General features: G+C 57.0%; 28 protein-coding genes. 8 read left to right on the top strand and 20 right to left on the bottom strand.

Going from position 1 to position 26643, the window contains the following annotated elements; translation table 11 throughout:
- Positions 1-188 precede the first annotated feature (188 nt).
- From fumC to ACR0AA_RS07550, 5 genes are all read left to right on the top strand, one after another.
- Positions 189-1580, top strand: coding sequence for a class II fumarate hydratase (gene fumC / locus ACR0AA_RS07570; RefSeq protein WP_480661607.1), 1392 nt, complete (start codon positions 189-191; stop codon positions 1578-1580).
- Positions 1577-2101: a gamma subclass chorismate mutase AroQ gene (gene aroQ / locus ACR0AA_RS07565; protein ID WP_480755778.1), complete on the top strand. Its 525-nt coding sequence runs from the start codon at positions 1577-1579 to the stop codon at positions 2099-2101. The genes fumC and aroQ overlap by 4 nt, the downstream gene beginning before the upstream one ends.
- Positions 2098-2274 carry a DUF4169 family protein gene (locus ACR0AA_RS07560; protein ID WP_480661603.1) on the top strand — a complete coding sequence of 59 codons (177 nt, stop codon included), beginning with the start codon at positions 2098-2100 and terminating at the stop codon, positions 2272-2274. The genes aroQ and ACR0AA_RS07560 overlap by 4 nt, the downstream gene beginning before the upstream one ends.
- On the top strand, positions 2271-2486 hold the full coding sequence (locus tag ACR0AA_RS07555) for a ribbon-helix-helix domain-containing protein (RefSeq protein WP_480661602.1): 216 nt from the start codon (positions 2271-2273) through the stop codon (positions 2484-2486). Before ACR0AA_RS07560 ends, ACR0AA_RS07555 begins: the two co-directional genes overlap by 4 nt.
- 67 nt (positions 2487-2553) lie before the next feature.
- Complete coding sequence (locus ACR0AA_RS07550) at positions 2554-3156, top strand: DNA-3-methyladenine glycosylase I (protein WP_480755776.1); 603 nt, start codon at positions 2554-2556, stop codon at positions 3154-3156.
- Between the two features lie 3 nt (positions 3157-3159).
- On the opposite strand, the gene ACR0AA_RS07545 is transcribed toward ACR0AA_RS07550, so the two are convergent.
- From ACR0AA_RS07545 to ACR0AA_RS07530, 4 genes are all read right to left on the bottom strand, one after another.
- Positions 3160-4041: a fructose bisphosphate aldolase gene (locus ACR0AA_RS07545; protein WP_480661598.1), complete on the bottom strand. Its 882-nt coding sequence runs from the start codon at positions 4039-4041 to the stop codon at positions 3160-3162.
- Between the two features lie 71 nt (positions 4042-4112).
- A complete protein-coding gene (locus ACR0AA_RS07540) occupies positions 4113-5462 on the bottom strand; it encodes a cytochrome P450 (RefSeq protein ID WP_480755773.1) in 1350 nt (449 codons plus the stop codon).
- The gene (locus tag ACR0AA_RS07535; protein ID WP_480661594.1) at positions 5459-6673 is read right to left on the bottom strand and encodes a hypothetical protein; all 1215 of its coding nucleotides are present in this window, start codon (positions 6671-6673) and stop codon (positions 5459-5461) included. The genes ACR0AA_RS07540 and ACR0AA_RS07535 overlap by 4 nt, the downstream gene beginning before the upstream one ends.
- A gap of 63 nt (positions 6674-6736) precedes the next feature.
- Positions 6737-7489: a cytochrome c biogenesis CcdA family protein gene (locus ACR0AA_RS07530; RefSeq protein WP_480661592.1), complete on the bottom strand. Its 753-nt coding sequence runs from the start codon at positions 7487-7489 to the stop codon at positions 6737-6739.
- A 105-nt stretch (positions 7490-7594) separates the two neighbouring features.
- Here ACR0AA_RS07530 and ACR0AA_RS07525 point away from each other — a divergent pair, with 105 nt between their 5' ends.
- Complete coding sequence (locus tag ACR0AA_RS07525) at positions 7595-7828, top strand: sulfurtransferase TusA family protein (RefSeq protein ID WP_480661590.1); 234 nt, start codon at positions 7595-7597, stop codon at positions 7826-7828.
- Between the two features lie 46 nt (positions 7829-7874).
- Here ACR0AA_RS07525 and ACR0AA_RS07520 read toward each other — a convergent pair whose 3' ends face one another.
- The 7 genes from ACR0AA_RS07520 to purC form a co-directional block, all read right to left on the bottom strand.
- On the bottom strand, positions 7875-10802 hold the full coding sequence (locus ACR0AA_RS07520; protein WP_480755770.1) for an Rne/Rng family ribonuclease: 2928 nt from the start codon (positions 10800-10802) through the stop codon (positions 7875-7877).
- A 511-nt stretch (positions 10803-11313) separates the two neighbouring features.
- Positions 11314-12648, bottom strand: coding sequence for a sigma-54-dependent transcriptional regulator (locus ACR0AA_RS07515; RefSeq protein WP_239335358.1), 1335 nt, complete (start codon positions 12646-12648; stop codon positions 11314-11316).
- Positions 12649-12660: 12 nt separating this feature from the next.
- Positions 12661-14439 (bottom strand): sensor histidine kinase, encoded by a 1779-nt coding sequence (locus ACR0AA_RS07510; RefSeq protein ID WP_480661585.1) that lies wholly within the window; start codon positions 14437-14439, stop codon positions 12661-12663.
- 36 nt (positions 14440-14475) lie between these two features.
- Entirely contained in the window at positions 14476-15144 is a 669-nt protein-coding gene (gene purQ, locus ACR0AA_RS07505) for a phosphoribosylformylglycinamidine synthase subunit PurQ (protein ID WP_480661584.1), read from the bottom strand.
- 22 nt (positions 15145-15166) lie between these two features.
- On the bottom strand, positions 15167-15397 hold the full coding sequence (gene purS / locus ACR0AA_RS07500) for a phosphoribosylformylglycinamidine synthase subunit PurS (protein WP_170354098.1): 231 nt from the start codon (positions 15395-15397) through the stop codon (positions 15167-15169).
- 118 nt (positions 15398-15515) lie between these two features.
- Entirely contained in the window at positions 15516-16178 is a 663-nt protein-coding gene (locus ACR0AA_RS07495) for a MarC family protein (protein WP_480661581.1), read from the bottom strand.
- 134 nt (positions 16179-16312) lie between these two features.
- Positions 16313-17068, bottom strand: a complete 756-nt coding sequence (purC, locus tag ACR0AA_RS07490; protein ID WP_480661579.1) for a phosphoribosylaminoimidazolesuccinocarboxamide synthase — start codon at positions 17066-17068, stop codon at positions 16313-16315.
- 187 nt (positions 17069-17255) lie between these two features.
- On the opposite strand from purC, the gene ACR0AA_RS07485 reads away from it, so the two are divergent.
- Both ACR0AA_RS07485 and bmt read left to right on the top strand, forming a co-directional pair.
- Complete coding sequence (locus ACR0AA_RS07485) at positions 17256-17573, top strand: DUF1476 domain-containing protein (protein ID WP_480755764.1); 318 nt, start codon at positions 17256-17258, stop codon at positions 17571-17573.
- Between the two features lie 118 nt (positions 17574-17691).
- Positions 17692-18708: a betaine--homocysteine S-methyltransferase gene (gene bmt / locus ACR0AA_RS07480; RefSeq protein ID WP_480661576.1), complete on the top strand. Its 1017-nt coding sequence runs from the start codon at positions 17692-17694 to the stop codon at positions 18706-18708.
- A 5-nt stretch (positions 18709-18713) separates the two neighbouring features.
- Here the strand turns inward: bmt and ACR0AA_RS07475 are convergent, their stop codons facing one another.
- The 9 genes from ACR0AA_RS07475 to ACR0AA_RS07435 form a co-directional block, all read right to left on the bottom strand.
- Complete coding sequence (locus ACR0AA_RS07475) at positions 18714-19490, bottom strand: enoyl-CoA hydratase-related protein (protein ID WP_480661574.1); 777 nt, start codon at positions 19488-19490, stop codon at positions 18714-18716.
- A 75-nt stretch (positions 19491-19565) separates the two neighbouring features.
- Positions 19566-20021: a cytochrome c-type biogenesis protein gene (locus tag ACR0AA_RS07470; protein ID WP_480755762.1), complete on the bottom strand. Its 456-nt coding sequence runs from the start codon at positions 20019-20021 to the stop codon at positions 19566-19568.
- Positions 20018-21982 (bottom strand): heme lyase CcmF/NrfE family subunit, encoded by a 1965-nt coding sequence (locus ACR0AA_RS07465; RefSeq protein ID WP_480661570.1) that lies wholly within the window; start codon positions 21980-21982, stop codon positions 20018-20020. The genes ACR0AA_RS07470 and ACR0AA_RS07465 overlap by 4 nt, the downstream gene beginning before the upstream one ends.
- Before the next feature lie 75 nt (positions 21983-22057).
- Positions 22058-22636 carry a holin family protein gene (locus ACR0AA_RS07460; RefSeq protein WP_480661568.1) on the bottom strand — a complete coding sequence of 193 codons (579 nt, stop codon included), beginning with the start codon at positions 22634-22636 and terminating at the stop codon, positions 22058-22060.
- A complete protein-coding gene (locus ACR0AA_RS07455) occupies positions 22627-23238 on the bottom strand; it encodes a holin-associated N-acetylmuramidase (RefSeq protein WP_480661566.1) in 612 nt (203 codons plus the stop codon). The genes ACR0AA_RS07460 and ACR0AA_RS07455 overlap by 10 nt, the downstream gene beginning before the upstream one ends.
- A 122-nt stretch (positions 23239-23360) precedes the next feature.
- Positions 23361-23807: a cytochrome c maturation protein CcmE gene (gene ccmE, locus ACR0AA_RS07450; RefSeq protein WP_480661564.1), complete on the bottom strand. Its 447-nt coding sequence runs from the start codon at positions 23805-23807 to the stop codon at positions 23361-23363.
- A 7-nt stretch (positions 23808-23814) separates the two neighbouring features.
- Entirely contained in the window at positions 23815-24843 is a 1029-nt protein-coding gene (argC, locus tag ACR0AA_RS07445; RefSeq protein ID WP_480661562.1) for an N-acetyl-gamma-glutamyl-phosphate reductase, read from the bottom strand.
- A 94-nt stretch (positions 24844-24937) separates the two neighbouring features.
- Positions 24938-25747 carry a glutamate racemase gene (murI, locus tag ACR0AA_RS07440; protein WP_480661560.1) on the bottom strand — a complete coding sequence of 270 codons (810 nt, stop codon included), beginning with the start codon at positions 25745-25747 and terminating at the stop codon, positions 24938-24940.
- Positions 25748-25755: 8 nt separating this feature from the next.
- Positions 25756-26634, bottom strand: a complete 879-nt coding sequence (locus tag ACR0AA_RS07435; RefSeq protein ID WP_480661558.1) for a lysophospholipid acyltransferase family protein — start codon at positions 26632-26634, stop codon at positions 25756-25758.
- Between the last annotated feature and the right edge of the window lie 9 nt (positions 26635-26643).

Below are 26643 nucleotides of genomic sequence, written 5' to 3'. Positions count from 1 at the left end.
GTTTAGGCATTCTAGCTGAGACGTGAGCGCGCACAATGGCCGTAATTGCAGCGCAACCAAGAAAAATGACGCACCCCCGCGCCTATACCTTTGGCAGCCTTAAGTTTATGGTGCGCGCAACTGGCCGATTGCGCGATGACGTCGTCACGGGTAAACGGCATACGACTGCATACCAGACGGAGTGACCGATGTCTCAGACCCGCACCGAATCCGACAGCTTTGGCCCGTTGGAAGTTCCAGCCGACAAGTATTGGGGGGCTCAGACCCAACGTTCGATCATGAATTTTCCGATCGGCTGGGAAAAGCAACCCATTGCCATCGTGCGCGCGCTGGGCGTGATCAAAAAGGCCTGCGCGATCGAGAACAAGGCTATCGGAAAACTGGACGGAAAAATCGCTGATGCGATCATTCAGGCTGCGGGTGAAGTGATCGAGGGTAAGTTCGATGACAACTTCCCTCTGGTCGTGTGGCAAACCGGTTCGGGCACACAATCGAACATGAACTCGAACGAGGTTATCGCAAACCGCGCTATCGAAATTCTGGGCGGCGTGATCGGCTCGAAAGACCCAGTGCATCCGAACGATCACTGCAACATGGGCCAGTCGTCGAACGACACGTTCCCCACTGCAATGCATATCGCGACCGCGATGAGCGTTCGTGATGTTCTGCTACCGGGCCTCGAGAAATTCGCCTCGGCTTTGGAGGCGAAAGCAAAGGAGTTTGCAGGGATCATCAAGATCGGCCGTACGCACACACAGGATGCGACCCCGTTGACGCTGGAACAGGAATTCGGTGGCTACGCGCACCAGATCCGTCAGGGCATCACTCGGGTCGAGGCCGCAATGCCCGGGATCTATGAACTGGCGCAAGGCGGAACCGCTGTTGGCACCGGCCTGAACACGCATGACGGCTGGGACGAGGCCGTTGCCAAGAACATGGCCGACATCACTGCCCTGCCCTTCGTCACCGCGCCCAACAAGTTCGAAGCTCTGGCCGCCCACGATGCCATGGTGTTCCTGTCGGGCGCGCTGGCGACCGTTGCTGGTTCTTGCTACAAGATCGCGAACGACATCCGGTTCCTTGGCTCAGGCCCGCGTTCGGGTCTGGGTGAGCTGATCCTGCCGGAAAATGAGCCTGGTTCGTCAATCATGCCGGGCAAAGTGAACCCGACACAGGCCGAGGCTCTGACTCAGGTGGCCGCGCATGTGATGGGCAACGATGCCGCGATCAAGTTCGCGGGTTCGCAGGGCCATTTCCAGCTGAACGTCTACAACCCGATGATGTCGTATAACCTGCTGCAATCCATTCAGCTGCTGGGCGATGCCACCGACAGCTTTACTGAGCGTATGCTGCTTGGCATCAAGGCGAATGAGCCGCGCATCGACAAGCTGATGAAGGAATCGCTGATGCTGGTCACGGCGTTGGCCCCGACCATCGGTTATGACAACGCCACCACAGTCGCTAAAACGGCGCACAAGAACGGCACGACCCTCAAGGAAGAAGCGATCGCGCTGGGCTTTGTCGATGAAGAGACCTTTGACGCGGTTGTCCGGCCCGAACACATGATCGGGCCCAAATGACCGCTTGGGGGAAGCCTGTCTGTCTGTGCCTGCTCATCGCGGGCACAGCAACCTCCGCGCAAGCGGAATTGTTCGATCTGATCGACACTCGGCTGGAGTTGATGCAAGACGTTGCCGCGTTCAAGCACGCCAACGACCGCCGGGTCGAAGACCTCGAGCGCGAGCGAGTTGTGATTACCAAAACGCTGGAACAGGCTGCCCTGGTTGGCGTTGACCCAGACACGGCACAACTCTTCTTTGAGGCACAAATCGAAGCGGCGAAAGACATTCAGTCCTGTTGGATCGCGCGGTGGACCGAGGAGAAAACCTCCGTTCCAGAAAACTACGCCGACCTGACAACGGAAATCCGGCCTGCCCTTTTGGAACTTGGCGGGCAAATCCTAGAGGCGCTATCCGCCCAGCTGCCCGTTTCGCCATCATCACAAGCCGAGTTTTCTGAGGCCGTGCGCGTTGACTGCCTTTCAGATGACAGCCGCGCGGAATTGTTCGATAGTCTGACAAAGGTGAGGCACGAGCAATGACAACTCCGGTCAATCTGAACAAATACCGAAAAGAAAAAGCCCGGGCTGAAAACAAGGCCCGCGCGGAGCAGAACGCCGTCGCTTTTGGGAGAACCAAGGCCGAAAAAGATCTGGCGAAAAAGCAGCGGCGCAAGCTGAATCGAGACCTGGATGGCCGTAAGTTGGACACATGAGTGGTCGCCCGGTCAAACGTTCCCTGACGCTTAAAGGCCATCGAACATCCGTATCGCTTGAGGATGAATTCTGGCAGGCGTTTCGTTCGATTGCCAAAGAAAAAAATCAACCAATCAACGCACTGGCGGCCGAAATTGATGTTAACCGAGATCCTGAGGTCGGGTTGGCATCCGCCATACGGGTTTTCATTCTGAATTGGTATCGGGCCTGAGAAATCAGGCTTGCCCTTTGACTTCGAAACCGCCTAAAGTGAAGGGGAACAAAAGGGGTACAATTCAGTGGCGAAAACGATTGAAGGCCCGGATGGTAAACCACGGTGTGCATGGTGTCAGGCCGCACCGGAGTTCTTTGATTACCATGATCACGAATGGGGCTACCCGGTCGCAGATGATCAGCGCTTATTCGAGAAACTGTGCCTCGAAAGCTTTCAGTCTGGCCTCAGTTGGCGCACTATCCTGTCCAAACGAGAGAACTTTCGAAAAGCATTTAATGGCTTTGAAATTAATTCCGTAGCCGCTTTTGATGATGCAGATGTTGGTCGCTTGATTCAGGATCAAGGCATCGTTCGGCACCGTGGCAAGATCGAGGCTGTGATCAACAACGCGCGCCGCGCTCAGGAACTGATCGAGGCCGAAGGGTCTTTGGCCGCCTATGTTTGGAGATTTGAGGCCGATGCCCCATTGGACCCGCAGTCAACCTCAACATCGGCTGAGTCTGTGGCCATGTCGAAGGATCTAAAAAAGCGGGGTTGGAAATTTGTCGGTCCTACGACCGTCTTTGCCTTCATGCAGGCAATGGGTCTGGTGAACGATCACGCTGAGGACTGTGTGATGCGGAAAAAAGCGGCGCTGATGCGCCGCGATTTCACCAAACCCGTATAGCGCTTAGACAGACGCGCGGAAAATCTTGTCGATATTGCCGCCCAGAGCCGCATTGAACTCTGTATCCGACTGCTGCTTTGACAGACCTTCGGTCAATGCACGCGAGAAGGACGCGATCATCTTGCCATTCTGACCCAGCAAATCGCACGCCTGTTCGGTCGAATAACCGCCGGACAGCGCGACAACGCGCAGGACACGCGGGTGATCAGCCACTTCATCATACAGGTTGGCCTGGCTGGGGATGGTCAGCTTGAGCATGATGTCCTGCCCCTCGTCCAACTGGTCGAGGTTTTTCAGGATTTCGGCCTTCAGGATGTCTTCGGCTTCGGCTTTGGTCGCCGAGTTGATGTTCACTTCGGGTTCAACAATCGGAACCATGCCGGCGGCAACAACCTCAAGCGCGACATCGAACTGCTGCGCGACAACGGCCGCGATGCCTTCGGCGTTTGCATCATGAATAACCGAACGCTCCTTAGTGCCGAAAACGCCTTCGGCCTTGGCCAGTGTTTCGGCCAGACCTGGGATCGGCTTCATCATCTGAACGCCATTCGCTTCGTCTTCCAAACCTTTGTCGATCTTGAGGAAAGGTACGATACCTTTGACGGACCACAGGTAATCCGCGACCTTGCGGCCGTCAATTTGCTCGCCCAGCGTGCGTTCAAACAGGATCGCTCCGATTACTTTGTCCTTAGTGAAGTCATCCGCCAGAATGATCCGCGCGCGCATCTTCTGGATTTCACCGAACATTTCTTCGTCCGAGTTGTATTCCGATGCGTCCACCCCATAAAGCGCCAGCGCTTTGGGCGTCGAGCCACCACTTTGATCCAGTGCTGCGATGAAGCCTGCACCGTTGGACATTTGCGCGCGCTGTTCTGCTAAGGACATAAGACTTTCCCGTTAATATGATTCCGCATTTTCCAATCGCATACAGCAAGGCGTAGGGCGATGGTAGTTTGTTAGCGCTCAACCAAGCGCAACCAAATTCCGTCTTGGGATCGAACCGTGAGATGGGCGACCGGAACTGGCGTTCGGCCCTTAACAAGCTCAAACCGGAAGTTTCGCAGCAGCATCGATAAAAGCAGTGGCCCTTCGATCATCGCAAAACCAGCGCCTGTGCACACGCGCGGCCCAGCCGAAAAAGGGATATAGGCAATGCGCTGACAGGACTTGCCATTCTCGGTGTTCCAACGCGTTGGGTCAAACTCGTCCGGCCTGTCCCAAATCCGTTCTTGTCGGTGCAAATGCCAGGGGCTGATTACCACTTGCGAACCTTCTGCGATATCTCTGTCGCGAAAACGCTCAGGGCACGTGGCCTCGCGCACCATCATCGGGACAGGCGGGTAAAGGCGCAGTGCTTCGCGAAACACATCCCTGCTGAGCTTGAGGCGCGACATCGCGGCAAAACTTGCAGCGTCCAGCGCAGATGCCTCGTCCGCCAACCTTTCCTGCCACTCTGGGTACAAAGCCATCAGATAGAGCGTCCAGGCCAAAGCGGATGCGCTGGTTTCATGCCCGGCGAGGAAGAAGATCGCGACCTGATCAACCATTTCCCGGGTATCAAACGCGCGTCCGGTTTCGGGGTCGTGCGTCGTCATTATCTTGGTCGCAAGATCATCGGGCGCCTGACCCCTGGCAATCAGGTCCGAGCGTTCGGCTGTAAGCTGCGCAATCAACCTTTTGATATCTTTTGCATTCTTCCTCGTGTTCCGAGAATGAAGCCGTGGCAGCCACTTGGGCAACGGGACAAACGCCGCCACGTTCAGTATTGGCTGTGCACGCTGATAACTGCGAAACTTGTCAAACACCTTCGCGGCAATCTCATTGTCGATAGGAACAGAAAACAGGGTTCGGAAGATGACATCAGCCGCGATATGACTGGTGACCTCTTCGAACTCCAGAACCTCGCCGGCCTGCGGACGTAAACGCTCCACTGCGGCCTGACCGGCCGCATGCATGGCCGAGAACGTATCCTTCAGCCGACCACCTTCAAAAGCCGGGTCAATGATCCTGCGCTGCCGTTTCCAGGTCTCTCCGTTCGTCAGGAATACCGAGTTTCCCAGCAATGGGCGCAACCCCTCACTGATACGATTGGACTTCGGAAAGTCAACGGAGCGTTTTTTTAGAACTGTTTCAACGAGTTCTGGCTGGTTTATCAGATACGATCGAAAGAACGGAGTGCGGAATTCGGCCATCCACGCGCGGTACAGTCTTTGCGGTTGGGCGGACAGGATGTCTTTGCGAAACAGCTTTATATATCGCCAAAGCGACACTTTATCCGGGCGCGGCTTGGGCTTGGGTGGGATCATGCTTTCACCGATTGATACTTGGACACCGGCTTTTCCACCCGGGATTTCGACGGCGTCCTATCCTGAAACCGTTGCCCTAGTGTCTGGCTTCCCGCCGTAATGCGGAAATAGTCGTAACCACCGGGGTTATCAAACGCACAAAGGTACTGGAAATGCAGCCGAAAAAAACGCCAGCGCAAGCTCCGCCAACGCTCTGGAGACAGGGTCTGAGTAAAGGCTGCTGAAAGAACCAGGGGCCACTTTTTTTCATCGGTCGCAACACCGCTGACTGAGACCGGATCACACAGGGCAAAGGCACAGCCGTCACCGGGGGCCGAGACGTCCACCCAAGCCAGACAATCCTGCGTGGACAGGAATTGCAAATCCGCGCGCAAATCCTGCGCATCTGGTAGAAAGGAAACCATGGGCACGACCTGCCCCAACGTGAGAAACGAGAATTGCGGGCCATTTGCATAAGGGCCATCCTCTCGGATTACGTCGGCCAGTACGGTGACGCCCAGGTGGGCACCTGAACTGTGCCCAACGACCAAAACCTCGTCGACATCGGAATGCAGCGCGTCTCGGATCAGGGCGCTGAACGTTTTCAGGCGCTGGCGCAGCTCTCGTGACATCGCCCCACGCAGTTCAGCGGAATAAGCATAGTCGTGCATCAGGTAATAGGCGAACAACCGGTTATCGATTTTCCGAAACCAACGCGTCAGCCCAAAAGCCATAGCAACGGCTGGGACCACACCGAGCCAACCGAGAACCGGAAACAAAAGCAAACACACAACCCATGCCAACCCTATCGCCAGCATAAGCTGCGCCAATAACATGCAAACCGGGTACAGCGCTGCGATTACTGGCCCTTTTCGCAACCGCATCAGCCGCCACAAAGTTCCAGTGGAGATGTAAATCCACGCGGTTCGAATCAATTGCAGATAGGTAGCGGGTATCGAGTTCGACATGCTCTCGCGGACGATATCGGACCAGACGAGGACCTCAACATCGGCCACAACGTCCAAACCATCCTGATGCGATTGGACGTGCCAGCCATAAGGGCCGTCGCCGGACTTTGCCGAAACTGCTATTTGATAACCAGAAACATCGGCCTGAACACCGCCTTCGGTTCTATAGAGCTCGCGGTAGCGCCGTGGATGAATCGGGTCGTAGCCGGGAATATAGAACACCCGGCGTTTCCGCACCCGTGGTTGATTATTCTGACTGCTCATAGCCTTACCTTCTGCGGCGCAGGTTAACGCAGCCTGAGCGTCAAGGTAAGTCAGATCAGCAGATCATCCGAAATTCGCAAGCGCCGGGAAGGTTTCCAACAGCCACCAGCTGAACTCAGTGAACAGGCCGGTGATCAACATGATGCCGACGAACAAAAGCAAGCCGCCCATCACCTTTTCGATCGTGCCCATGTAAGGCTTGATCCGGTTCATCACGGTCATCGACCGGTTCAGGAACATCGCTGCCAGAAGGAACGGTATGCCCAAGCCCGCCGCGTAAACACCCAGCAGCAGCGTTCCCCGCGCCACCGATGCCTCGGACGCAGCCAAAGACAGGATCGCGCCCAACTGAGGACCAATGCACGGTGTCCAGCCAAACGCAAAAGCAAGACCCAGAATATAGGCGCCAAACACCGATCCCCCTGAGTCGCCGGTTTCGATCCGCGCTTCGCGATCAAGAAAGGGAATGCGGATGACGTTCAGAAAGTGCAGACCAAAGACGATCACCACTGCGCCGGACACCTTCGCAAACAGAACCTGATTCTGCAGAACGAAGGCCCCGAAGGCCGAGGCCGTGAACCCCAGAAGCAAAAACACAGTAGAAAGGCCCAGAACAAAGAACAGCGCAGCCAGCGTTGCCTTGCGCCGCGCTTGGGCCTGATCCTGCATCTCATTGATCGTCACACCGCTCATATATGCCAGATACGGAGGAACGATGGGCAGAACACAGGGCGACAAAAAGCTGATGAGCCCGCCTAACATGGCGACGAACATGGCAGGCAGCAGGCCCGCGTCTATGATTTCAATTCCGAACATGCCTCAGCACATATGTCATGTAACCGGCGACGTCACGGGGCCATTCAGTCACATCCTCGTGGTTGCGTGCTGGACACTGCGACAAAGTCGAAATATCTGACCCATATGTCAAATCCGCCAGAAACTCTCGATGCGTTGGGTCTGCTGTGCCCCTTGCCCGTTCTCAAAGCGCGCAAACGTCTGAAATCCATGCCAGCCGGAGCCGTTCTGCGCGTGCTGGCAGATGACCCGGCCGCCATCATTGATGTTCCACATTTCTGTTCTGAAAGCGGTCATCGACTGTTGTCTCAGGAAGACGCAGACGGACATCAAGTCTATCTGATCCAAAAATCCGACTGATACATTTCCAAAAGAAAAAGGCGGGCACTTGGCCCGCCTTTTCTTGTTACTGACCCAACGACCACCAGCCGCGCCGTTTAGGCTTAGCAGGCTGCTCAGGTTCTTCGGCGACAACCTCTAGAACAGGCTCAGCAGTTTCCTCAGCAGCGATTTCTGCGGGTTCTTGCGATTCATCAGCGACAGCTGCAGCCACGGGTTCGGGCTGTTCGTCCGCTGCTTGCTCGACCTCAGCCTCAGACTCGGCTGAAACATGTGCTTCAGGTTCAGGCAGCTCGACCTCTAGTTCAACCTGTTCCACCTCTGCGGCAGTTTCTTCAACTACTTCCAGCGAAGCTTCTTCGGCCGGAGCAACGTCAACCGCCTCAGCCGTCACTTCCACAACTACGGTTTCCTCGACCGCTACGGTCTCCTCACCGGTCGCAACTTCTTCCGGAGCGTCCTCAGCGGCGGTTTCCGCCTCGGATTCAACCGGTTCCGCGTCTTTCTTCTTGCGACGCGGCGCACGGCGGCGTTTGGGCTTAGCAGCTTTTTCCTCTTCTGCAGTTTCGGCGGCGTCACCCTCAGGCTCAGCTTCTTCCGTCGATTCGTCCTTAGCCTCTTCCGAAGCCTCAGCTGCAACAGCTTCACCCTCTTCGGCGCTTACCTCAGGAGTATCGCCGGAGCCATTGCTCTTTTTCCGACGACGGCGACGGCGCTTACGCTTGGGCTTGGTTTCTTCTTCGGCCTGAACGGAGTCTTCTTCGGCCTGCTCTTCTTCGCTGGCGTCGACAAGATCCATCAAAGACGCATCGACCGAGACCACCGGCGCGGTGGCCTCGGGTACGATCCGGCTGGCGGTCTTGAACTTCTCCATCGAGAAATCAGGGCTGACCAGGTGCACGTCGCCTTCGACACGCACGGACAGACCGTAACGCGCTTCGATCTGAGCGATATGTTCGCGTTTCTGGTTCATCAGGAAGTTGGCAATGCTGACCGGGCAGCGCACCAGAACCTCGCGCGAACGGCGACGCGTTCCTTCTTCCTCAATCTGGCGAAGGATGGTCAGCGCCATGTTGTCATCCGAACGGATCAGGCCGGTGCCGTGGCACGCCGGGCAAGGTTGTGTGGTCGCCTCCAACATACCAGGGCGCAGACGCTGACGGCTCATTTCCAGCAGGCCAAAGCCCGAGATGCGACCAACTTGAATGCGCGCCCGGTCGGTTTTCAACTTTTCCTTCAGACGCTTTTCGACGGCCGCGTTGTTCTTGCGCTCGTCCATATCGATAAAGTCGATAACGATCAGCCCCGCCAGATCGCGCAACCGCAGCTGACGGGCCACCTCTTCGGCGGCCTCAAGGTTCGTCTTGAGCGCAGTTTCCTCAATCGAACCCTCTTTGGTCGCCCGACCAGAGTTCACGTCGATTGCAACCAGCGCTTCGGTCACCCCAATCACGATATAGCCACCGGATTTCAGCTGAACGGTCGGATTGAACATCCCAGCCAGATAGCTTTCCACCTGATAGCGTGCGAACAGCGGCAGCGCGTCCTCATACCGTTTTACGTTCTTGGCATGCGAAGGCATGATCATTTTCATGAAGTCTTTGGCGATGCGGTAACCACCTTCACCTTCGACCAGAACCTCATCAATCTCGCGGTTGTACAAATCGCGGATCGAACGCTTGATCAGATCGCCTTCTTCATAAATCTTCGCTGGCGCAATCGATTTCAGCGTCAGTTCGCGGATCTGCTCCCACATGCGTTGCAGGTACTCATAATCGCGCTTGATCTCGGATTTAGTACGCTTGGCGCCGGCGGTCCGGATAATCAGACCGGCACCTGTCGGTACATCGATATCCGCCGCTATTTCCTTGAGTTTTTTACGGTCAGGCGCGTTGGTGATCTTGCGGCTGATCCCTCCACCACGCGCGGTATTCGGCATCAGAACGCAGTACCGACCCGCCAGCGACAAGTAGGTGGTCAGGGCTGCACCCTTGTTACCACGCTCTTCCTTGACAACCTGGACCAGCAAGACCTGACGGACCTTGATGACTTCCTGGATCTTGTACCGGCGTGGACGCGGCTTGCGCATCGGGCGAATGTCTTCGCTGTCATCTTCGTCCGCAACAGACTCGATCGTGTCATCCTTAGAAGTTGCGTCAGCCCGGGCCTCGTCCTCAGACTTTTCGTCATCCTCAGACGACACGTCTTCAGAGGCTTCATCTTCTTCCGACGGAGCCTCAGCTTCGCTAGACGTATCTTCGGATTCGTCAGTTGCTTCAGCCAACGCCTCTTCTACGTCGGCCTGCTTTTCCTCAGCAGCTTCCGCCGGGCTTTCATCAGCCTGTTCCGAAGCTCCTACTTCAACCTCAGCCGCAGCGCCTTCATCCTCAGGGCTGACCTCAGTTTCGGCGTCTACGACCGCTTCTGCCTCAATCTGCGCGTCCGAGGTCTCCTCTTCGTCGACAGGCTCTTCAACCGGCGTTTCAGCAACGTGATCCGCAGGAGACGTTCCTTCAGGCACTGCAACGTCAGCACCTTCTTCGCCTTCATCCAGATCTATGGTTTCCATGCCGGTGGGTTCCGAGGAAACCTCGATCGATTCCACGGCATCATCAGATTTCACATCTGCGGCCTTGGTCCGCGAACGAGACCGACGTTTTTTCGGCTTCGCCTCATCGGCCTCATCGCGCGCCTTCATCGCCTCGGCATAAGCGCGCTCTTCTTCCATCAGCGCTTCGCGGTCGGCGACCGGGATCTGATAGTAATCCGGATGAATTTCTGAGAACGCCAGGAACCCGTGGCGGTTCCCGCCATAATCCACAAAGGCCGCCTGCAGGGACGGTTCGACCCGCGTTACCTTTGCTAGATAGATGTTGCCAGCAAGCTGACGTTTGTTTTCGGATTCAAAATCGAACTCCTCGACCTTGTTTCCGTCAACCACCACGACGCGGGTTTCCTCCGCGTGGGTGGCATCGATAAGCATTTTCTTAGCCATGTGTCCTTGGTGCACCGCGCCAAATGCGTTGTCCTTACCCGTCCGGGAGGACAGGCGCTTTTGGGGTGGTGTCTTGTCAGGGCGATATCGGACGGCGCGCGGCAGGGTCTGGCGCTGTGGCCCCCTGCCCGTATACTCAGTCGTTGCGCGCGCGTCATCGCGGTTCTTCTCCGACAGGCGCGGTCAATACCTCCGCCTGCCCATTTATTCCTTTCGCCCGCTCTTGCGGGCTCAGGCGTTCAACTGCCCCGTTCGGGGCACAATCGGTCTGCTTTGCCATGCGGGATTGATCACCATCAGCGGCAGAACAGCGAAACTCAAAGATTCGGGACTTTTGGGCGCGAATTAGCCCTGCCCGTTCGGACACAATAAAAGCAGTCCTGTGGAAAACACAATGGGCAAACTGCGAGAAGATCAACACAAGGCCCCGGGGATCGCTTCATCTGGCCCAAAATATCCCGGGGGTGAATTGAGCCGCAGGCTCAAGAGGGGGCTGGCCCCCTCTCTATTGTTACAGATAATCCGAGCGCTGAAGCCCGTATTTCGCCATCTTCTCGTTCAATGTCCGGCGCGGCAGGCACAATTCATCCATCACGGACGCGATCGAGCCCTTGTGGCGCCGCATTGTATTGTCGATCAGCATCCGTTCGAACGCTTCGACATATTCTTTGAGCGGTTTGCCCTCGGTCGTCATGACAGGCTGCATTTCCTCGTGATCGGACATCAGCAGCGACGCAATGGTCCCTGATCCGCGTCTGGACTGCAGGACCGCGCGTTCGGCGATATTGATCAGCTGACGCACGTTGCCCGGCCAGGGCGCCTGCAGCAGCTGCGCCGCTTCCTGCGCACTCACCTGAGGGGCATCGCAGCCGTATTCCTCGGAGAATTGCTCGCTCAGACGGGTGAACAGAGTCAGAATGTCCTCTCCGCGCTGGCGCAGCGGCGGCATCGTGATCCGCAGCGCGGCCAGACGGTAGAACAGGTCGGGGCGCAGAACATCTTCGCTGGTCTTGCCAGCTTCCTGAAGATTGGAAATCGCGATGATCCGTGTTTCGGCCGGAGTCCCCTGATCATTCATCACGCTCAGCAACCGGGCCTGCAGCGTGTCGCTCAGCGCCTCGACGTCCTCAAGCACCAGGGTGCCGCCCCGCGCCTCTTCGATCGCGGGCAGTTGTGCGTCTTCCGGCATCATCGGGCCAAACAGGCGTTTCGAAAGCGCCTCTTCTTCCAGCGCCGCACAGGACACCAGAACGAATTTCTTGCCCGCACGGCTGCCGACTGCGTGCAGGGCATGCGCAACAAGCGTCTTACCAGTACCGGTTTCGCCATCAATCAGAACATGACCGTCCGCCTGCCCCAGATCCAGAATGTCCTCACGCAGGCGCTCCATCACCGGGCTGGCGCCGATCAGTTTGTTCATGATTTGCGTGCCGCCGGACAGTTCGCGCCGCAAAGCGCGGTTGTCCAGGGTAAGCCGGCGCGCATTGCTGGCGCGCTTCGCCAACTCGGACATTCGGTCAGGATTGAACGGTTTTTCGAGGAAATCGAACGCGCCTACACGCATCGCCTCGACCGCCATGGGAACGTCCCCGTGGCCCGTAATCATAATGACGGGCAGCGTGCTGTCGGCACCCATCAGCTTTTTCAGCAATTGAATGCCATCCATGCCGGGCATTTTGATATCCGAAATCACGATGCCCGGATAATCCGGCCCCAGTACTTTCAGGGCGTCCTCTGCGCTGGCAAAGGTTTCGGTGTCATAACCTGACAACGCCAGCCATTGGCTGATCGACTGGCGCATGTCCTGTTCGTCATCCACAATGGCTATCTTCATGGCCTGTGCCATAATCATTCCTCGTTATTCCGCGGCCTCAAGGCCGTCGCTTCCAAGTCTCGGCAACTGCATTTCAAACACCGCCCCGCCTTGCGGGCTGTTGCGTGCTGTCAGCCGTCCGCCATGGTCGTTCACGATCCCGGATGAGATGGCAAGCCCCAGACCAACGCCGTCACCGGGCTGTTTGGTAGTATAGAACGGTTCGAACAGGTTTTCGATGTCTTCTATTCCGTACCCGTTATCGCGCACAGTCAGAACCGCCATATCACCTGCGGCCAGGATAATTTCCACATCCGGCTCTGATACAGATTTGGTGGCGTCCAGCGCATTACGCAAGAGGTTGACCATAACCTGTTCGATCCGCATCCGGTCGCCCATGACCAAGACCGGTTCATCCGGCAGGATCTGAGTGATCTTGACGTGGCGCTGACGCAGTTGCGGCTCCATCATAGACAGGGATGAGGCCAGCGCTTCGCCAAGGTTTACAGGGGAAAACGTATCCGCGCCCTTCCGTGCATAAGATTTGAGCTGGCGAGTAATCGCCCCCATCCGCTCAATCAGGCCGTCGATCCGACCAAAGCTGGCCAGCGCCTCTTCCGCCCGGTTTCGGCGCAACAAAAGACGCGCCCCGGCCAGATAGGTTTTCATTGCAGCCAGAGGTTGATTGAGCTCGTGACTGACCGCCGCCGACATCTCACCCAACGCTGCCAGTTTCGAGCTTTGCGCAAGCGTCTGCTCGGCAACTTCCAGCGTTTTTTCAACCCGTTCACGCTCAGCAATTTCCCGCTTTAGCCTAGTATTCAATGCGCGAAGCTCTGCCGACTCGCGCTGAAACAGGGCCATACGGAACGTGGCCCGGCGACTCAGCGCGTAGAACGCCAGCGCCAGAAGAATCGCAAAGCCCATGATCTCGAGCGCGAGGACGCTGTTCACCTTTTCACGAATCGACGCGTAGGTGGTGAACGAGGTCATTTTCCAGCCCCGAAATGGGATGCGCGTTTCCATACGCATGACCGCCTCGCCTTGCAAATAGGCGTCTGGCGGCAGCGCGGTCCAGTCGGTCGTGGCGCGAATGGCCCGCTGAATGGCCCCTTGTGGCGGCTGGCGACGCATCGCAGCGTTTTCCTCGAGGCCGCGCCACTGAGGTTCGGTCGATAGGATGATGTTGCCCGTACTATCCGTAACCATCACCGCATCGGAAATCCCAGCCCAGGCTCGTTCGAACTTGTGAAGGTCAACCTCAACAACAATGACGCCAAGAATTTCGGCATTGGCGTCTATGCGTCGCGAATAGACGAAACTGTAGCCGCCGGACTTGTTTTCGATGACCGTAAAGATCGTTGAGTTCGATCGGACGGCATCAATAAAATACGGGGAACTGCGGTGTCCTTCGCCCAATCGGTTTCTGTCCGTAGCCGCCCTGGTAAGACCATCGCTGTCCAACAGCATTAGAGACGCCGCGCCAATTTCTTCGACAAAAGAAATCAGCCTTTGACTGGACAGCGAATAGTCGCTGGATTGCAGCGCGGAAATCAATATGGGATCGCGCGCCAAAAGCTGCGGAACAATGGCATTTCTGCGCAATTCGCTCAGCAGGTTTCCGGAATACAACGCCAGGCGCAGTTCGGCCCGGTTACGGGTGGATTCGGTAAAACGGTCTGTTAACAGCCGGTTAGTGACGTAAACCGTCGTGACCGTGGCAATCAACAGCAACAAAACCGCCACACGCAGCCGCCAACCCAATGGCGCGCCGCGAAATGGTTTTGTCAGAAAGGACCAGACTGAGCGATCTTCGGAACTCATCCAGGGAAGTTACGCGGGCTGGTTCGCAAGCTCAAGTCACGCTGGTGCGAGAACACCCGACAATGCGCGGAACAATGCCGTCCCGTCGGTTCCGCCGTGGCCTTCATCCGCCGCACGTTCGGGGTGCGGCATCATTCCCAGCACCCGACGGTTTTCGGACAGGATACCGGCGATATCGCCGACCGAGCCATTCGGATTCTCGGTATAGGTGAATGCGATCCGGTCCTGATCCTGCAGTTTGGATAGCGTGGCATCATCCGCAAAATAGTTGCCGTCGTGGTGCGCGATCGGGATACCGATGACATCGCCTGCATTATAGCCTTCGGTAAACGCGCTATCGCTGGTTTCCACTTTAAGGCCGACAGTTCGGCAGATGTATTTCAGACCCGCGTTTCGCAGCAGTGCACCCGGAAGGATTCCGGTTTCGGTCAGAATCTGAAATCCGTTGCAGATCCCGACAGCATAACCACCGCGCTCGGTATGATCGACGACGGCTTTACAGATCGGCGACTGCGCGGCGATCGCGCCGCAACGTAAGTAGTCCCCGTAGGAAAAGCCACCCGGCACACCTACGATGTCCACGCCTTCAGGCAGCGCGGCATCCTTGTGCCAGACCATTTCGACCTGAAAACCCGCCTGTTCAAAAGCGACGGCAAGATCCCGGTCACAGTTGGACCCGGGGAATACGATGACAGCTGCGCGCATGGCGGGCCCTCCGGTGTTGGGTTCAGACCAGTTCGATTTCGTAGCGTTCGATGACCGTGTTGGCCAGCAGCTTTTCGCACATCTCGGTGATGTCCGCCTCGGTCGCGCCGTCGGCCAGTTCTAGATCAATCACCTTGCCCTGACGCACACCTTCGACCTGATCAAAGCCCATGGCACCCAATGCGTGACGCACTGCCTCACCCTGCGGGTCCAGAACCCCGTTCTTGAGCATCACATGCACACGTGCTTTCATTCTCGCAACTCCAGCTGAGGACCGATGTTTCCGGCCCGTTCCGTTGCGCGGGGGATAACGTGCCAAAGGGCGTTCGACAACCCTTGTCAGCACGCAGTTTGACGCAGTTGGTATTTGCTCAGTTGCCGCCTGAAAGTCCCGGGTAATGTTTGTCGATTGCATTGAAGGTGCCGGTCAGGACCATTTCGACGGCCACAGCCACCAGAATGATCGCCATCACCCGCGTGATCACGTTGATCATAGTCGGACCAAAGAACCGCGAAATCGGGTCGGCAAACAAAAGCCCCAGCCCAACGATGGCGCAGGCGATCAGAACCGCCGAACCCAAAGTCACGATCTCGGCCCCATCGGACAACGTATGAGCAAATACAATGGTGGTCGCAATCGTGCCCGGACCGATTGTCAGCGGAATGGCCAAGGGCACCACGGCGATATTGCTTTTCTTCCTTGTGCCCTCTTCGACCGCATTCTTATCGCCCTGCGGCCGGTCGGACGCATTCAGCATCGACATGCCAACGCCCAGAATGATCAGGCCGCCCGCGATGCGAAACGACGGAATATCGATGCCAAAAACGGCAAGGATTTCTTCGCCGATCAGTACAGCGATCAAAGCGACCGTCACAACGGTACCTGTCACGACCAGCGCCACACGTTTACGTTCGGCCGGTGTGTACCCTTCGGTCATGCTCAGAAAGATGGGAATCCCGTACAGCGGATTAAAAATAGCCAACAGGGCCGCGAGAAATTTAAGAAAAACCGCCTGGTCGAATAATTCAGCCATTGCCTAGGTCACCATCCGATAATCTAACCCGACAATGTGAGACAATTGATCAAGCTGTCAATTTCACTGCGTGAAGAAAAAGCGCCGCTGGTTTCCCGGCGGCGCTTTCGTAAAATTGTTAGCCCTGCGAATGATCAGTTGATCAGCGTGGGTTTGTTCACGTTGCTTTTGGGCAAAACGCCCAGACGGCGCGCGACCTCGGAATATGCGTCGGTCAGGTTGCCCAGATCCCGGCGGAATACGTCCTTGTCCAGCTTTCGGCCGGTTTCGATATCCCACAGACGGCAGCTATCAGGGCTGATCTCATCTGCCACGATCAAGCGCTGGAAGTCTCCGTCGAACACGCGGCCGATCTCGATCTTGAAATCTACAAGCCGAATACCGACGGCCAACATCACACCGCTCATAAAGTCGTTCACACGCAGAGCGAGGCTGAGGATATCGTCCATGTCCTGCTGGCTGGCCCAACCAAAGGCGGCGATGTGTTCCTCGGTCACCAGCGGATCACCCAACGCATCGTCTTTGTAGCAATACTCGACAATAGGACGCGGCAGCTGCGTGCCTTCCGCGATGCCCAGACGTTTCGAGATCGAGCCGGCGGCGTAGTTGCGCACGATCACCTCAAGCGGAATGATCTCGCAGTTGCGCACCAGCTGCTCACGCATGTTCAGGCGGCGGATAAAGTGCGTGGGCACTCCAATCTGGTTCAGGCCTGTCATGAAGAACTCGCTCAGGCGGTTGTTCAGAACCCCTTTGCCGTCAATGACGTCCTTTTTCTCCGCATTGAACGCGGTGGCATCATCCTTGAAATACTGCACGATGGTTCCCGGTTCAGGGCCTTCATACAGAATCTTGGCCTTACCTTCGTAGATTTTCTTGCGACGCGCCATGAGCGACCTTTCCAGTCCGGGGCGAGGGAATGAGTCCCTTCGCGTTGGCGCCCTCATAGTCTAAGCCCCCCTTTCCCGCAAGTTCAGTAGGCCGAGAGGCTTTGACGCAGCGCAAATCCCTTGCACCGGGGCGCACCTATAGTCATATCATCAGTAAAGAAGATGTAATCCATGAGGTCCCCAACCAATGACCACTTTTGACGAACGTGAACAAGCTTTTGAAGCCAAATTCGCCCATGATGAAGAAATGCGGTTCAGAGTCGAAGCGCGCTGCAACAAATTGCTGGGCCTTTGGGCCGCGGAAAAGCTGGGAAAGTCCGGCGAAGAAGCAGAAGCATACGCCAAAACCGTGGTAATCGCCGACTTTGAAGAAGCCGGTCACGAGGACGTCGTGCGCAAAGTCTCGGGCGATCTGGGTTCACTGTCTTCCGACGACGAAGTCCGCGCCAAACTGGCCGAACTGCTGCCCGAAGCCAAAACACAGGTTATGACCGAGACCGAGTAACGTAAATTACTCAACTCATGATCTTCATGAGTTTTATGAATTTGATTTGATGCCCCGGTCATGAGACACGGGGCGTCTATATTTTTAACGGCCAAAATTGGCTTTTTGGGAATACCCCATGACAAACGCGCTCAATAAACTTCTGGAATCAAAAGACGCTTTGCTGGCCGATGGCGCCACGGGCACGAATCTGTTCAACATGGGTTTGCAATCGGGTGACGCTCCTGAACTTTGGAACGTCGATGCCCCGGACAAGATCCGCGCGCTATACCAAGGATCAGTTGACGCGGGCAGCGACCTGTTTCTGACAAACACCTTTGGCGGTACATCGGCGCGCTTGAAATTGCATGACGCTCAGAACCGTGTCGGAGAGCTGAACCGGATCGGGGCCGAACTGGGTCGCGAAGTGGCCGACAGGGCCGGACACACCGTGGTTGTTGCAGGTTCCGTTGGCCCGACCGGGGAAATCATGGAGCCGGTTGGCAGCCTGTCACATGCCGGTGCCGTCGAGATGTTTCATGAGCAAGCCGAAGCGCTCAAAGAAGGTGGCGTGGACGTTCTGTGGGTGGAAACGATCAGCGCGCCCGAGGAATTCAAGGCTGCGGCCGAAGCCTTTGCACTGGCCGACATGCCCTGGTGCGGCACCATGAGCTTTGACACCGCCGGACGCACCATGATGGGTGTCACCTCGGCGGACTTGGCGCAACTGGTTGAAACCTTGCCCAACCCGCCCATCGCCTTTGGTGCGAACTGCGGAACCGGCGCATCGGACATCCTGCGCACTGTGCTCGGTTTTGCGGCGCAGGGCACGGAACGCCCGGTGATTTCAAAGGGTAATGCCGGAATTCCGAAATACGTGGATGGCCACATCCACTATGATGGTACGCCCGAGTTGATGGGACAGTATGCAGCCATGGCGCGAGATGCCGGCGCCAAAATCATCGGCGGTTGCTGCGGCACCATGCCGGACCACCTGCGCAAAATGCGTGAGGCTCTGGACACGACCAGCCGCGGAACACGGCCGACCCTGGATCAGATTACAGACGCTCTGGGCCCATTCTCCTCGGCGTCAGACGGAACAGAAGATGACGCGGCAGTGCCCGAGCGGCGCTCCCGCCGCCGCCGCCGCGCTTAAGTCGCTCAGCGCCCCTCGAATTTCGGGGGGCGTTTTTCCATAAAGGCCACCACGCCTTCGGCAAAGTCACGTGACCGGCCACAATCGCCCTGCAGATGCGCCTCAATCGCCAGTTGTTGCGGTAGCGTATTGTCGTAGGTCCCACGGATCGCTTGCTTAATCGCGCCGAATGCGGTTGTCGGCCCATTGGCCAAATACGCAGCCCTCTTGCGCCATTGTGCGTCGAATTCATCGTCCGCTACGGCTTCCCAGATCATGCCCCATTCATCAGCCTGCCGCGCGCTGATTTTTTCGGCGAACAAAGCAGCACCCATTGCTTTGGCAAAGCCCATCTGGCGCGGCAGAAACCAGGTGCCGCCAGCGTCGGGCAGCAGGCCAATGCGCGAGAAGGCCTGAAGAAAGTAAGCGCTTTCTGTGGCAATCACCACATCTGCGCTAAGCGCGATGTTGGCCCCTGCCCCGGCAGCTGGTCCGTTTACGGCAGCAATGGTTGGGACCGGGCAACTATAGATCGATTCAAGCATCGGATCGTATTCGTCGCGCAGGGTCCGTTCCAGATCGATCTTGCCGGTGCTGGAGGAATCCCCCAGATCCTGGCCAGAGCAAAACGCATTGCCTGCCCCGGTTAACACGATTGCACGGACATGGCGGGCCGCATGTGTCATCGCATGAGTGACCTCCGCGCGCATCTGCGCTGTCAACGCATTCATCTTGTCGGGCCGGTTCAGAGTGACCACTGCCAAATTGTCAGTGATATCCAGCAGTATAGCCTCATAGTCCATGCAGTCCTCTCCCCATGCTCACGACATGGGGGAACCCTGACTCAATTAGTGACGAAGGGAAAGACGGACGGTAGGTCAGTCGTCAAGAATCTGGCGCAGACGTTCTTTTTCGTCCTCGCTCAGGCTGTCTTTGGTTTCTTTTCCAACGGCCTGAGACCGTTTGCGCAAGAAGTTCCAGCCCATTGCAGCGGCGATCAGCAGCATGATCGGACCAGCCAGCCATAGCATCAGATTTGAACCTGTAGTGGTCGGTTTCAGAAGCACGTACTCGCCATAACGGTCCACGATATATGCAATGGCCTCTTGATCCGTGTCACCGGCGACCAAACGCTCGCGCAGCAGCAGGCGCAGGTCGCGGGCAAGTTCGGCGTTGCTTTCATCGATGCTCTCGTTCCGGCAGACGAGACATCGCAGACCCGTACTCAGATCGCGTGCGCGCTGCTCCAGAACCGGGTCATCCAGAACTTCATCCGGTTGCACCGCAAACAGAGGCGAAGCGATCAAAGCGAATATCAGGATCAGACGCTTCATTCAGCCGGTACTCCACCAGTCGGCGCTTTGCGCGCGCCTGCCGCGACCCGGAACCTGCGGTCCGACAAGCTCAGGAACCCTCCCAGAGCCATCAGGATACACCCGCCCCAGATCCAGTTTGCAAGTGGTTTGATGTAGGTCCGCATGACCCAACCACCGTCAGCCTGCTGGTCACCAATCACGACGTAGAGGTCACCGAAAAAGCGATAGTCGATCGCGGCCTCCGTCGTGGGCATCCGGGCAACCGGGTAGTTGCGTTTCTCAGGATGCAGCGTTTTCATCGGGCGGCCGTTCTTTTCGACCCGCACATCGGCCATCGTCGAGAAATAGTTCGGACCTTCGACCTCGCGGACGCCTTCTAGAGTCAGAGTGAACTCTCCCACTTCGAATGACTGCCCTTTTTGCGCTACCCGGATGTCTTCGACTTCCCACGCGGTCAAACCGGCGATCGCAAAGATGGTAACGCCTAAGCCGGTATGAGCGACGGCTTTGCCCCAATCAGCTCCGGGCAGGCGGAACAAGCGCTTCAAGTTGCCCTTGCGACCCGTCCGGCTCCACAAATCCACCGCGGCACCGAAAGTGATCCAAGCGCCAAGGAACAGGCCAACAGGACCAAGGGCGCTGCGGCCGGTCTGCATAGCCCAAACCAACAGGGCCAGCGCAACAGCCAACGCGAACACATAGCGCAGTGAATACGCTGTCTTACCCAGTTTACCACGTTTCCAGGGCAGCATGGCCCCGATTGGCAAGGCGATCCCCAATGCGACCATGAAGGGCGTGAAGGCTGCGTTGAAAAACGGCGCACCGACCGAGAGTTTACGGTCAAAAGCCATCTCGGCCACCATCGGCCACAGCGTGCCGAAGAACACGACAAAGCAACTGACGGCCAGCAGGATGTTGTTCAGAACAAGCGCGCTTTCCCGGCTGACCATGCTGAATACGCCCTTGGCCTCCATCGCTTGCGCGCGAGCCGCAAAAAGCGTGAGCGCGCCGCCGATGAAGATCACCAGAATGAACAGGATGAAAACGCCGCGCTCTGGGTCATTGGCAAAGGCGTGAACCGAAGTCAGCAGTCCCGAACGAACGATGAAAGTTCCGATAAGCGAGAACCCAAATGCAATGATCGCCAAAAGGATGGTCCAGCTTTTTAAAGCTTCGCGTTTTTCGACCACGATAGCGGAGTGCAACAGAGCAGCGGCCAGAAGCCATGGCATGAACGAGGCGTTCTCGACCGGGTCCCAGAACCAAAAGCCACCCCAACCAAGCTCGTAGTAAGCCCACCACGACCCCAAGGCGATACCAATGGTCAAAAAGACCCACGCCGCCAATGTCCAAGGACGCACCCAACGGCCCCAAGCCGCATCCACGCGTCCTTCGATCAGGGCCGCCACGGCGAAGCTGAAGGCCATGCTCAGGCCGACATAACCCAGATACAGGAACGGTGGATGGAACGCCAAACCCGGGTCTTGCAACAACGGGTTGAGGTCGCGCCCATCAAACGGCGCTACGATCAATCGATCAAACGGGTTCGACGTGAACAGGATGAACGCAAAAAAGGCCACCGCAATAGCCGACTGAACGGCCAGCACGCGGGCTTTTAAGGTCGGCGGCAAGCCCCCGCCGAAGAACGCGGCCATCGCGCCGAACAACGACACGATCAGGACCCACAACAGCATCGAGCCTTCGTGATTCCCCCATGTGCCGCTGATCTTGTAGAGCATTGGTTTGGCGGAATGGCTGTTCTCGACAACCACTCTCAGCGAAAAGTCTGACGTAATGAAAGCCCAGACCAACGCGCCAAACGAGAACGAAACCAAAAGGAACTGAACAATTGCGGCAGGTTCCGCAAACGTCATCCACCCGGTCCACCGTTTGGCTGCGCCGATCAAAGGCACGACCGCCTGCACAATGGCGACGAGAAAAGCGAGGATCAGGGCAAAGTGGCCAAGTTCTGTAATCATGGCTCCGGATATAATCCCGTTGCCAGGCAAGCACCAATCACTTTCGCCCTTATTCGGCGAACATAGTGTCGCGGGTCAGCCTGATCTAATGCGTCGCCAGTCCTCCAGCGCCGGATTCGCGTCAGGCTGCGTGGCGTCTTCGGCCAAACTCACGTCCGAACCTGGGCTGGCCAAGCCGACGGGTTCAACCCGCATATCCTCCAATGCCTGCAGATTCCTGAGAACCTTCGGTGTACGGGCCATCGTAGCCGAAATTTCCCTCTGCAACTCCTGTACTTTGGCCTGATGCCGGGCACCGAAATAGAAGGACACGATCACCCCAAGAAGCCACCACAATGGCTCTGGCACCAAGGCGATTCCCTGCATCCGCGCAGAAAACCAGATCGGGTCGACCATCGCCGCAACGAAGAGCCCAAGCGTTCCAAGCGCCATTGCAGGCCGCGGCAGACGATTGAGACCGTCGACAAACCGGTCGAACGCGCTTTTCGTCGCTCCCTGGAATTCGGCCCCGAACTGGCTAACCGCCTGCTGTCGCACCACCAGATTTCGCTCGGCCCCATTTTCCGAGTTTTCCCGAAATACTTCAACGGTTTCACGGATGACATTACGGTTACTACCAAATAAAAACGCCAGCACACCCGAGATCAATCCCACCCCGAAATCCTCCTTTTGAACTCTTCATCACTCAGATGATAGGACGGCGACACGAACTCTTCGGCGCGTCGTATCCAGCCACCTTTTCCGCCTGCCCTTGTTCGCGCATATTTCCGGGAAGACGGCCTGCGATCCGCAAGGCGAAAGTAGTAATTGCGCCGCGCGATTCCATAAGCGTCTCGAAACGTTACCGGGTCCGGCCGCGTAGCGTTTTGGCACGCTTGGGCGGTGTGAGGGCCGACAACTCCGTCAACGGCGACTTCGTAGTTCATTTGTTGTAGCAGTCGCTGAAGAATACGAACGGCCTGAGAGCCGGAATTGACATACATGTCGAAAACCGATGGCTGGATCGCGGAGGGCAGTAATCCCAAGCGCGGAAGCTCAAAGTAGTGCCGGACAAAGATATCGACTGCCTGAGGCTGACTTAGACGTCGCACGTCCGATTTATCAATTGTGCCGTCCCCTGTCAGGTCCAGACCCAGTCGCCGCATCGTGTGAACGGTCACGCCATACTTGGTCGCGCCGCCCGGATCGTCCGGGTCATCAACGAACCCGCCTTCGCGCCCCACGATTTCAGTCGCAATTTGCCGAACCGTCTGCATCGTACCCTCCGCATGTGGTTGGGCGAAGGCTCAGACAAAAATCCTAACTTCGAGGAATCGAAAAGGGCGCTGCATGCCTTTTGCACGCAACGCCCTGTTTAGATGTTGGAACTATTCCTAGCTCAGCCTTCGTCGGCCTCTTGGTAAACGCCTTGCTCTTTCAGGGCGTCCACCACCTCTTTCGGCATGTAGGTTTCATCGTGTTTTGCCAGGATTTCAGTGGCTTCAAAGACACCGTTCACGTATGAACCAGTGCCAACCATGCCCTGGTTTTCTGAGAACAGGTCCGGCAAAACACCGGTAAATGCGACAGGCACGCTTTCACCGCCGTCGGTCACGACGAAATGCACCGTTTCCCCCTGACCGCGAATGATCGAGCCTTCTTCGACAAGCCCGCCTATCCGGAACACCTCGGTCGGTTTGGGCGGCTCAGCGATCACCTGACTGGGCGAGCGAAAAAAGTTGATGCCATCCCGCATCGCGTACCCAATCAACGCCGTGGACAATGCCAAAGCAACCGCTGCCAGCACAATGACCTGAATTCGACGACGTTTCTTGAGCGTTTTCATACCGTCCTCACGGGAATAGAGGGGCCATCATCAGCCCCTGAGTTTCATCTTCACCTAACATCAGGTTGGCGTTCTGCAAGGCTTGCCCACTGCTACCTTTTGTCAGGTTATCCAGCGCACCGATTACGATGGCGCGACGTTCGATCCGATCGCCAACCACGCCGATATGGCAGAAGTTCGATCCCCGCACATGATGGGTCGAGGGTGCTTCGCCAAACGGTAGCATCTGGATAAAAGGTTCGTTTTCATAGGCTTTGGCCAGCGTCTCATACACGCTTACAGCATCGCCTTTGACGTAGGTTGTCGCCAGAATGCCCCGGTTGGCCGGGATCAGATGTGGCGTGAACTGCACATGCACAGGCCGACCGGCCAGTGCCGAGAATTCCTGATCGAATTCGCCCAGATGCCTATGGGTTCCGCCGATCGCATAGGCATTATAGCCCTCGCTGAGTTCCGCGTGCAGCAGGTTTTCCTTTAGTGACCGCCCTGCCCCGGATACCGCGCATTTCAGGTCCAAAACGATGTCGTCAAAATCAATGACACCGGCAGAGATCAATGGGCGCAGCACGTACTGCCCTGTGGCCGCGTTGCAACCGGTGCCAGCGACAAGCCGGGCAGTCCGGATTTCGTTCCGGTAGAACTCGGTCAGGCCATAGACGGCTTCTTCCTGCTGCTCCAGTGCGGCATGCGGGTTTCCGTACCATTTTTCGTACTCTTCCGGGTCGCGCAGACGGAAGTCAGCAGACAGGTCAATGATCTTCAGCGTCTTGGGCAGGTCCCGAATGACCTCTTGACTGGTCTTGTGCGGCAGGGCGCAAAAACACAGATCGATCTGCGAGAAATCGATCTCGGAGATTTTGCAGAGGTCAGGCAGGTTCATATGGCGCAAATGCGGAAAAACCTGAGCCATGGACTGGCCTGCCTTACGCTCGGCGGACAGCGCGACAATGTCCATATTCGGGTGCTCGGCGATCAGCCGCACCAATTCGGCGCCCGTGTAACCAGATGCGCCCAGAATTGCGATTTTGTGCGTCATGTCAGACCTCTTGCTTGGGTGTGTCACAGAGTTCGACCGCCGATGTGACGGTCGTTGATTTACGGAATCAGACAGGCTCAGTCCTTGACCTAAGTCAGGCTGCCTCGAACGAGATTTGTCGTCGGAGAAACTGGGTCGCCCGGTCGCTGACGAAATCCGGCTTTCCAGTTGTCAGAAAACCGCCTTGCCCGTTGCCCTGCATATTCGGGTGCCTTTGCAGGTAATCGGCAAGACTTTCAGCCACCAGATCGCCTTGGCTGAACACCTGAACATCCGGACCAAGAGCCTGCTGGAAGGTTTCAGCCATCAACGGATAATGCGTGCAGCCGAGAATGGCCGCTTGCGGTTCCGGCATCTTGCGTTTCAGCGCATCCACATGGGACCGCACCAACGCCTCGGCCAGGATCATGTCACCATCTTCGATGGCATCAACCACACCACCGCAGGCCTGCGCCTCAACGTCCACGCCAATGGCGCGAAAAGCCAGCTCGCGCTGGAAAGCCCTGCTGGAAACCGTCGCCGGCGTTGCGAAAAGGGCCACGTGTTTGATCGCGACCTCGCGCGGCGGGCTGTTGTCGCCCCATTGCCGTTCGGTCAGCGCCTCGATCAAAGGCACGAATACACCAAGAACACGCTTGCCCTCGGGCACACCTTCTTCCTGCATACGCCGCAGAGCCGCCGCGCTGGCGGTATTGCAGGCCAGAATCACCAGATCACAGCCGCGGTTCCAAAGCTCGTTTACGGCTTTGCGCGTCAGGTCATAAATATTTTCGGCGTCCCGCACCCCGTATGGCGCGTGCGCGCTGTCCGCAAAATACAGAAAATCCACGTCAGGCAGACGTTTCTGTGCGGCGTTCAGGACGGTCAGACCGCCCAATCCAGAATCAAAGATGCCTACTGCCATTTGCCCCTTCAGGCGCGATGCCGTTCCTCAAATTCATAGCCGTAGTCATAGGACTTTAACGGCTTTGGGGACAGCTCATACGTGGCTTTGCGCAGGAAATCCATCATCTTGCGCGTATCCTTGCCCAACGGGTCCAAAACGTCGCGACCGATCGGTTCCCCAATCACGACTTTCACCGGCGTATCGACACGCTTTTTGAATTCTTTGATCAGCAGTCCCATGCGCAGAGTGTTGTGCATATGGCTGGCGATCTGGAACAGGCGCGAAGTGTGGCCGTCAAAGAAAACCGGCACGACCGTGGCATTCGATTTCGCCACCATTCGCGCTGTGAAACCGCGCCAACCCGGGTCCATTGGATGCGAAAACGGCTTCAACCCGGTGCTGACCGTGCCACCCGGGAAAATCCCGATGGCACCGCCATCGCCCAGGTAATTTAACGCTGTCTTGCGCGTCTCTAGGTTCAGCTTCATCGCCTCCTTCGTCTCGTCAAACGAGATCGGCAGAATAATGCGGTTGATATCTTCCGCCTTTCGGAACACGCGATGCGCCAGAATGCGGAAATCCCCGCGGGTTTCCGACAGCATATGACCCATCATCAACCCGTCCAGAATTCCATACGGATGGTTCGCAATCAGGATCAGAGGGCCGGATCGCGGGATATTCGACAGCGACCCGCCAACGACATCCAGTGACAAACCATAGCGATCCACCATGACCGACCAGAAATCACGACCGTTGGCGACTTCTTTCTCGTACCCGTCCGCGCGTTTAATCAGGCGCAGCCGACCCGTTGTGTTCTCCATCAGCTTGATGACCATGCGTCCGCCTTTGGTTTCGGCGGAATGAGCATAAGAGATGTCACGAGCGACGTGGCGGCGCGAGGGCATTGAAGTCTC

Source organism: Ruegeria sp. CE8 (genome assembly GCF_056537465.1).
The sequence above is the reverse complement of the archived record's forward strand: the minus strand, read 5'-3'. Positions and strand labels throughout refer to the sequence as shown.

Excerpts from the sequence above, each read along its gene's own strand:
- ACR0AA_RS07535 (WP_480661594.1), bottom strand. The coding sequence starts at position 6,673 with ATGAGCAGTCAGAATAATCAACCACGGGTGCGGAAACGCCGGGTGTTC.
- ACR0AA_RS07455 (WP_480661566.1), bottom strand. The coding sequence starts at position 23,238 with ATGCAGACGGTTCGGCAAATTGCGACTGAAATCGTGGGGCGCGAAGGC.
- fumC (WP_480661607.1), top strand. The coding sequence starts at position 189 with ATGTCTCAGACCCGCACCGAATCCGACAGCTTTGGCCCGTTGGAAGTT.
- purQ (WP_480661584.1), bottom strand. The coding sequence starts at position 15,144 with ATGCGCGCAGCTGTCATCGTATTCCCCGGGTCCAACTGTGACCGGGAT.
- ACR0AA_RS07560 (WP_480661603.1), top strand. The coding sequence starts at position 2,098 with ATGACAACTCCGGTCAATCTGAACAAATACCGAAAAGAAAAAGCCCGG.
- murI (WP_480661560.1), bottom strand. The coding sequence starts at position 25,747 with ATGGCAGTAGGCATCTTTGATTCTGGATTGGGCGGTCTGACCGTCCTG.
- ACR0AA_RS07545 (WP_480661598.1), bottom strand. The coding sequence starts at position 4,041 with ATGTCCTTAGCAGAACAGCGCGCGCAAATGTCCAACGGTGCAGGCTTC.
- ACR0AA_RS07555 (WP_480661602.1), top strand. The coding sequence starts at position 2,271 with ATGAGTGGTCGCCCGGTCAAACGTTCCCTGACGCTTAAAGGCCATCGA.
- ACR0AA_RS07475 (WP_480661574.1), bottom strand. The coding sequence starts at position 19,490 with ATGGACTATGAGGCTATACTGCTGGATATCACTGACAATTTGGCAGTG.
- ACR0AA_RS07520 (WP_480755770.1), bottom strand. The coding sequence starts at position 10,802 with ATGGCTAAGAAAATGCTTATCGATGCCACCCACGCGGAGGAAACCCGC.
- purC (WP_480661579.1), bottom strand. The coding sequence starts at position 17,068 with ATGGCGCGTCGCAAGAAAATCTACGAAGGTAAGGCCAAGATTCTGTAT.
- ACR0AA_RS07510 (WP_480661585.1), bottom strand. The coding sequence starts at position 14,439 with ATGAGTTCCGAAGATCGCTCAGTCTGGTCCTTTCTGACAAAACCATTT.
- ACR0AA_RS07540 (WP_480755773.1), bottom strand. The coding sequence starts at position 5,462 with ATGATCCCACCCAAGCCCAAGCCGCGCCCGGATAAAGTGTCGCTTTGG.
- argC (WP_480661562.1), bottom strand. The coding sequence starts at position 24,843 with ATGACGCACAAAATCGCAATTCTGGGCGCATCTGGTTACACGGGCGCC.
- ACR0AA_RS07525 (WP_480661590.1), top strand. The coding sequence starts at position 7,595 with ATGTCAAATCCGCCAGAAACTCTCGATGCGTTGGGTCTGCTGTGCCCC.
- ACR0AA_RS07530 (WP_480661592.1), bottom strand. The coding sequence starts at position 7,489 with ATGTTCGGAATTGAAATCATAGACGCGGGCCTGCTGCCTGCCATGTTC.
- ACR0AA_RS07465 (WP_480661570.1), bottom strand. The coding sequence starts at position 21,982 with ATGATTACAGAACTTGGCCACTTTGCCCTGATCCTCGCTTTTCTCGTC.
- ACR0AA_RS07470 (WP_480755762.1), bottom strand. The coding sequence starts at position 20,021 with ATGAAGCGTCTGATCCTGATATTCGCTTTGATCGCTTCGCCTCTGTTT.
- ACR0AA_RS07485 (WP_480755764.1), top strand. The coding sequence starts at position 17,256 with ATGACCACTTTTGACGAACGTGAACAAGCTTTTGAAGCCAAATTCGCC.
- ACR0AA_RS07495 (WP_480661581.1), bottom strand. The coding sequence starts at position 16,178 with ATGGCTGAATTATTCGACCAGGCGGTTTTTCTTAAATTTCTCGCGGCC.
- bmt (WP_480661576.1), top strand. The coding sequence starts at position 17,692 with ATGACAAACGCGCTCAATAAACTTCTGGAATCAAAAGACGCTTTGCTG.
- ACR0AA_RS07515 (WP_239335358.1), bottom strand. The coding sequence starts at position 12,648 with ATGGCACAGGCCATGAAGATAGCCATTGTGGATGACGAACAGGACATG.
- aroQ (WP_480755778.1), top strand. The coding sequence starts at position 1,577 with ATGACCGCTTGGGGGAAGCCTGTCTGTCTGTGCCTGCTCATCGCGGGC.
- purS (WP_170354098.1), bottom strand. The coding sequence starts at position 15,397 with ATGAAAGCACGTGTGCATGTGATGCTCAAGAACGGGGTTCTGGACCCG.
- ccmE (WP_480661564.1), bottom strand. The coding sequence starts at position 23,807 with ATGAAAACGCTCAAGAAACGTCGTCGAATTCAGGTCATTGTGCTGGCA.
- ACR0AA_RS07435 (WP_480661558.1), bottom strand. The coding sequence starts at position 26,634 with ATGCCCTCGCGCCGCCACGTCGCTCGTGACATCTCTTATGCTCATTCC.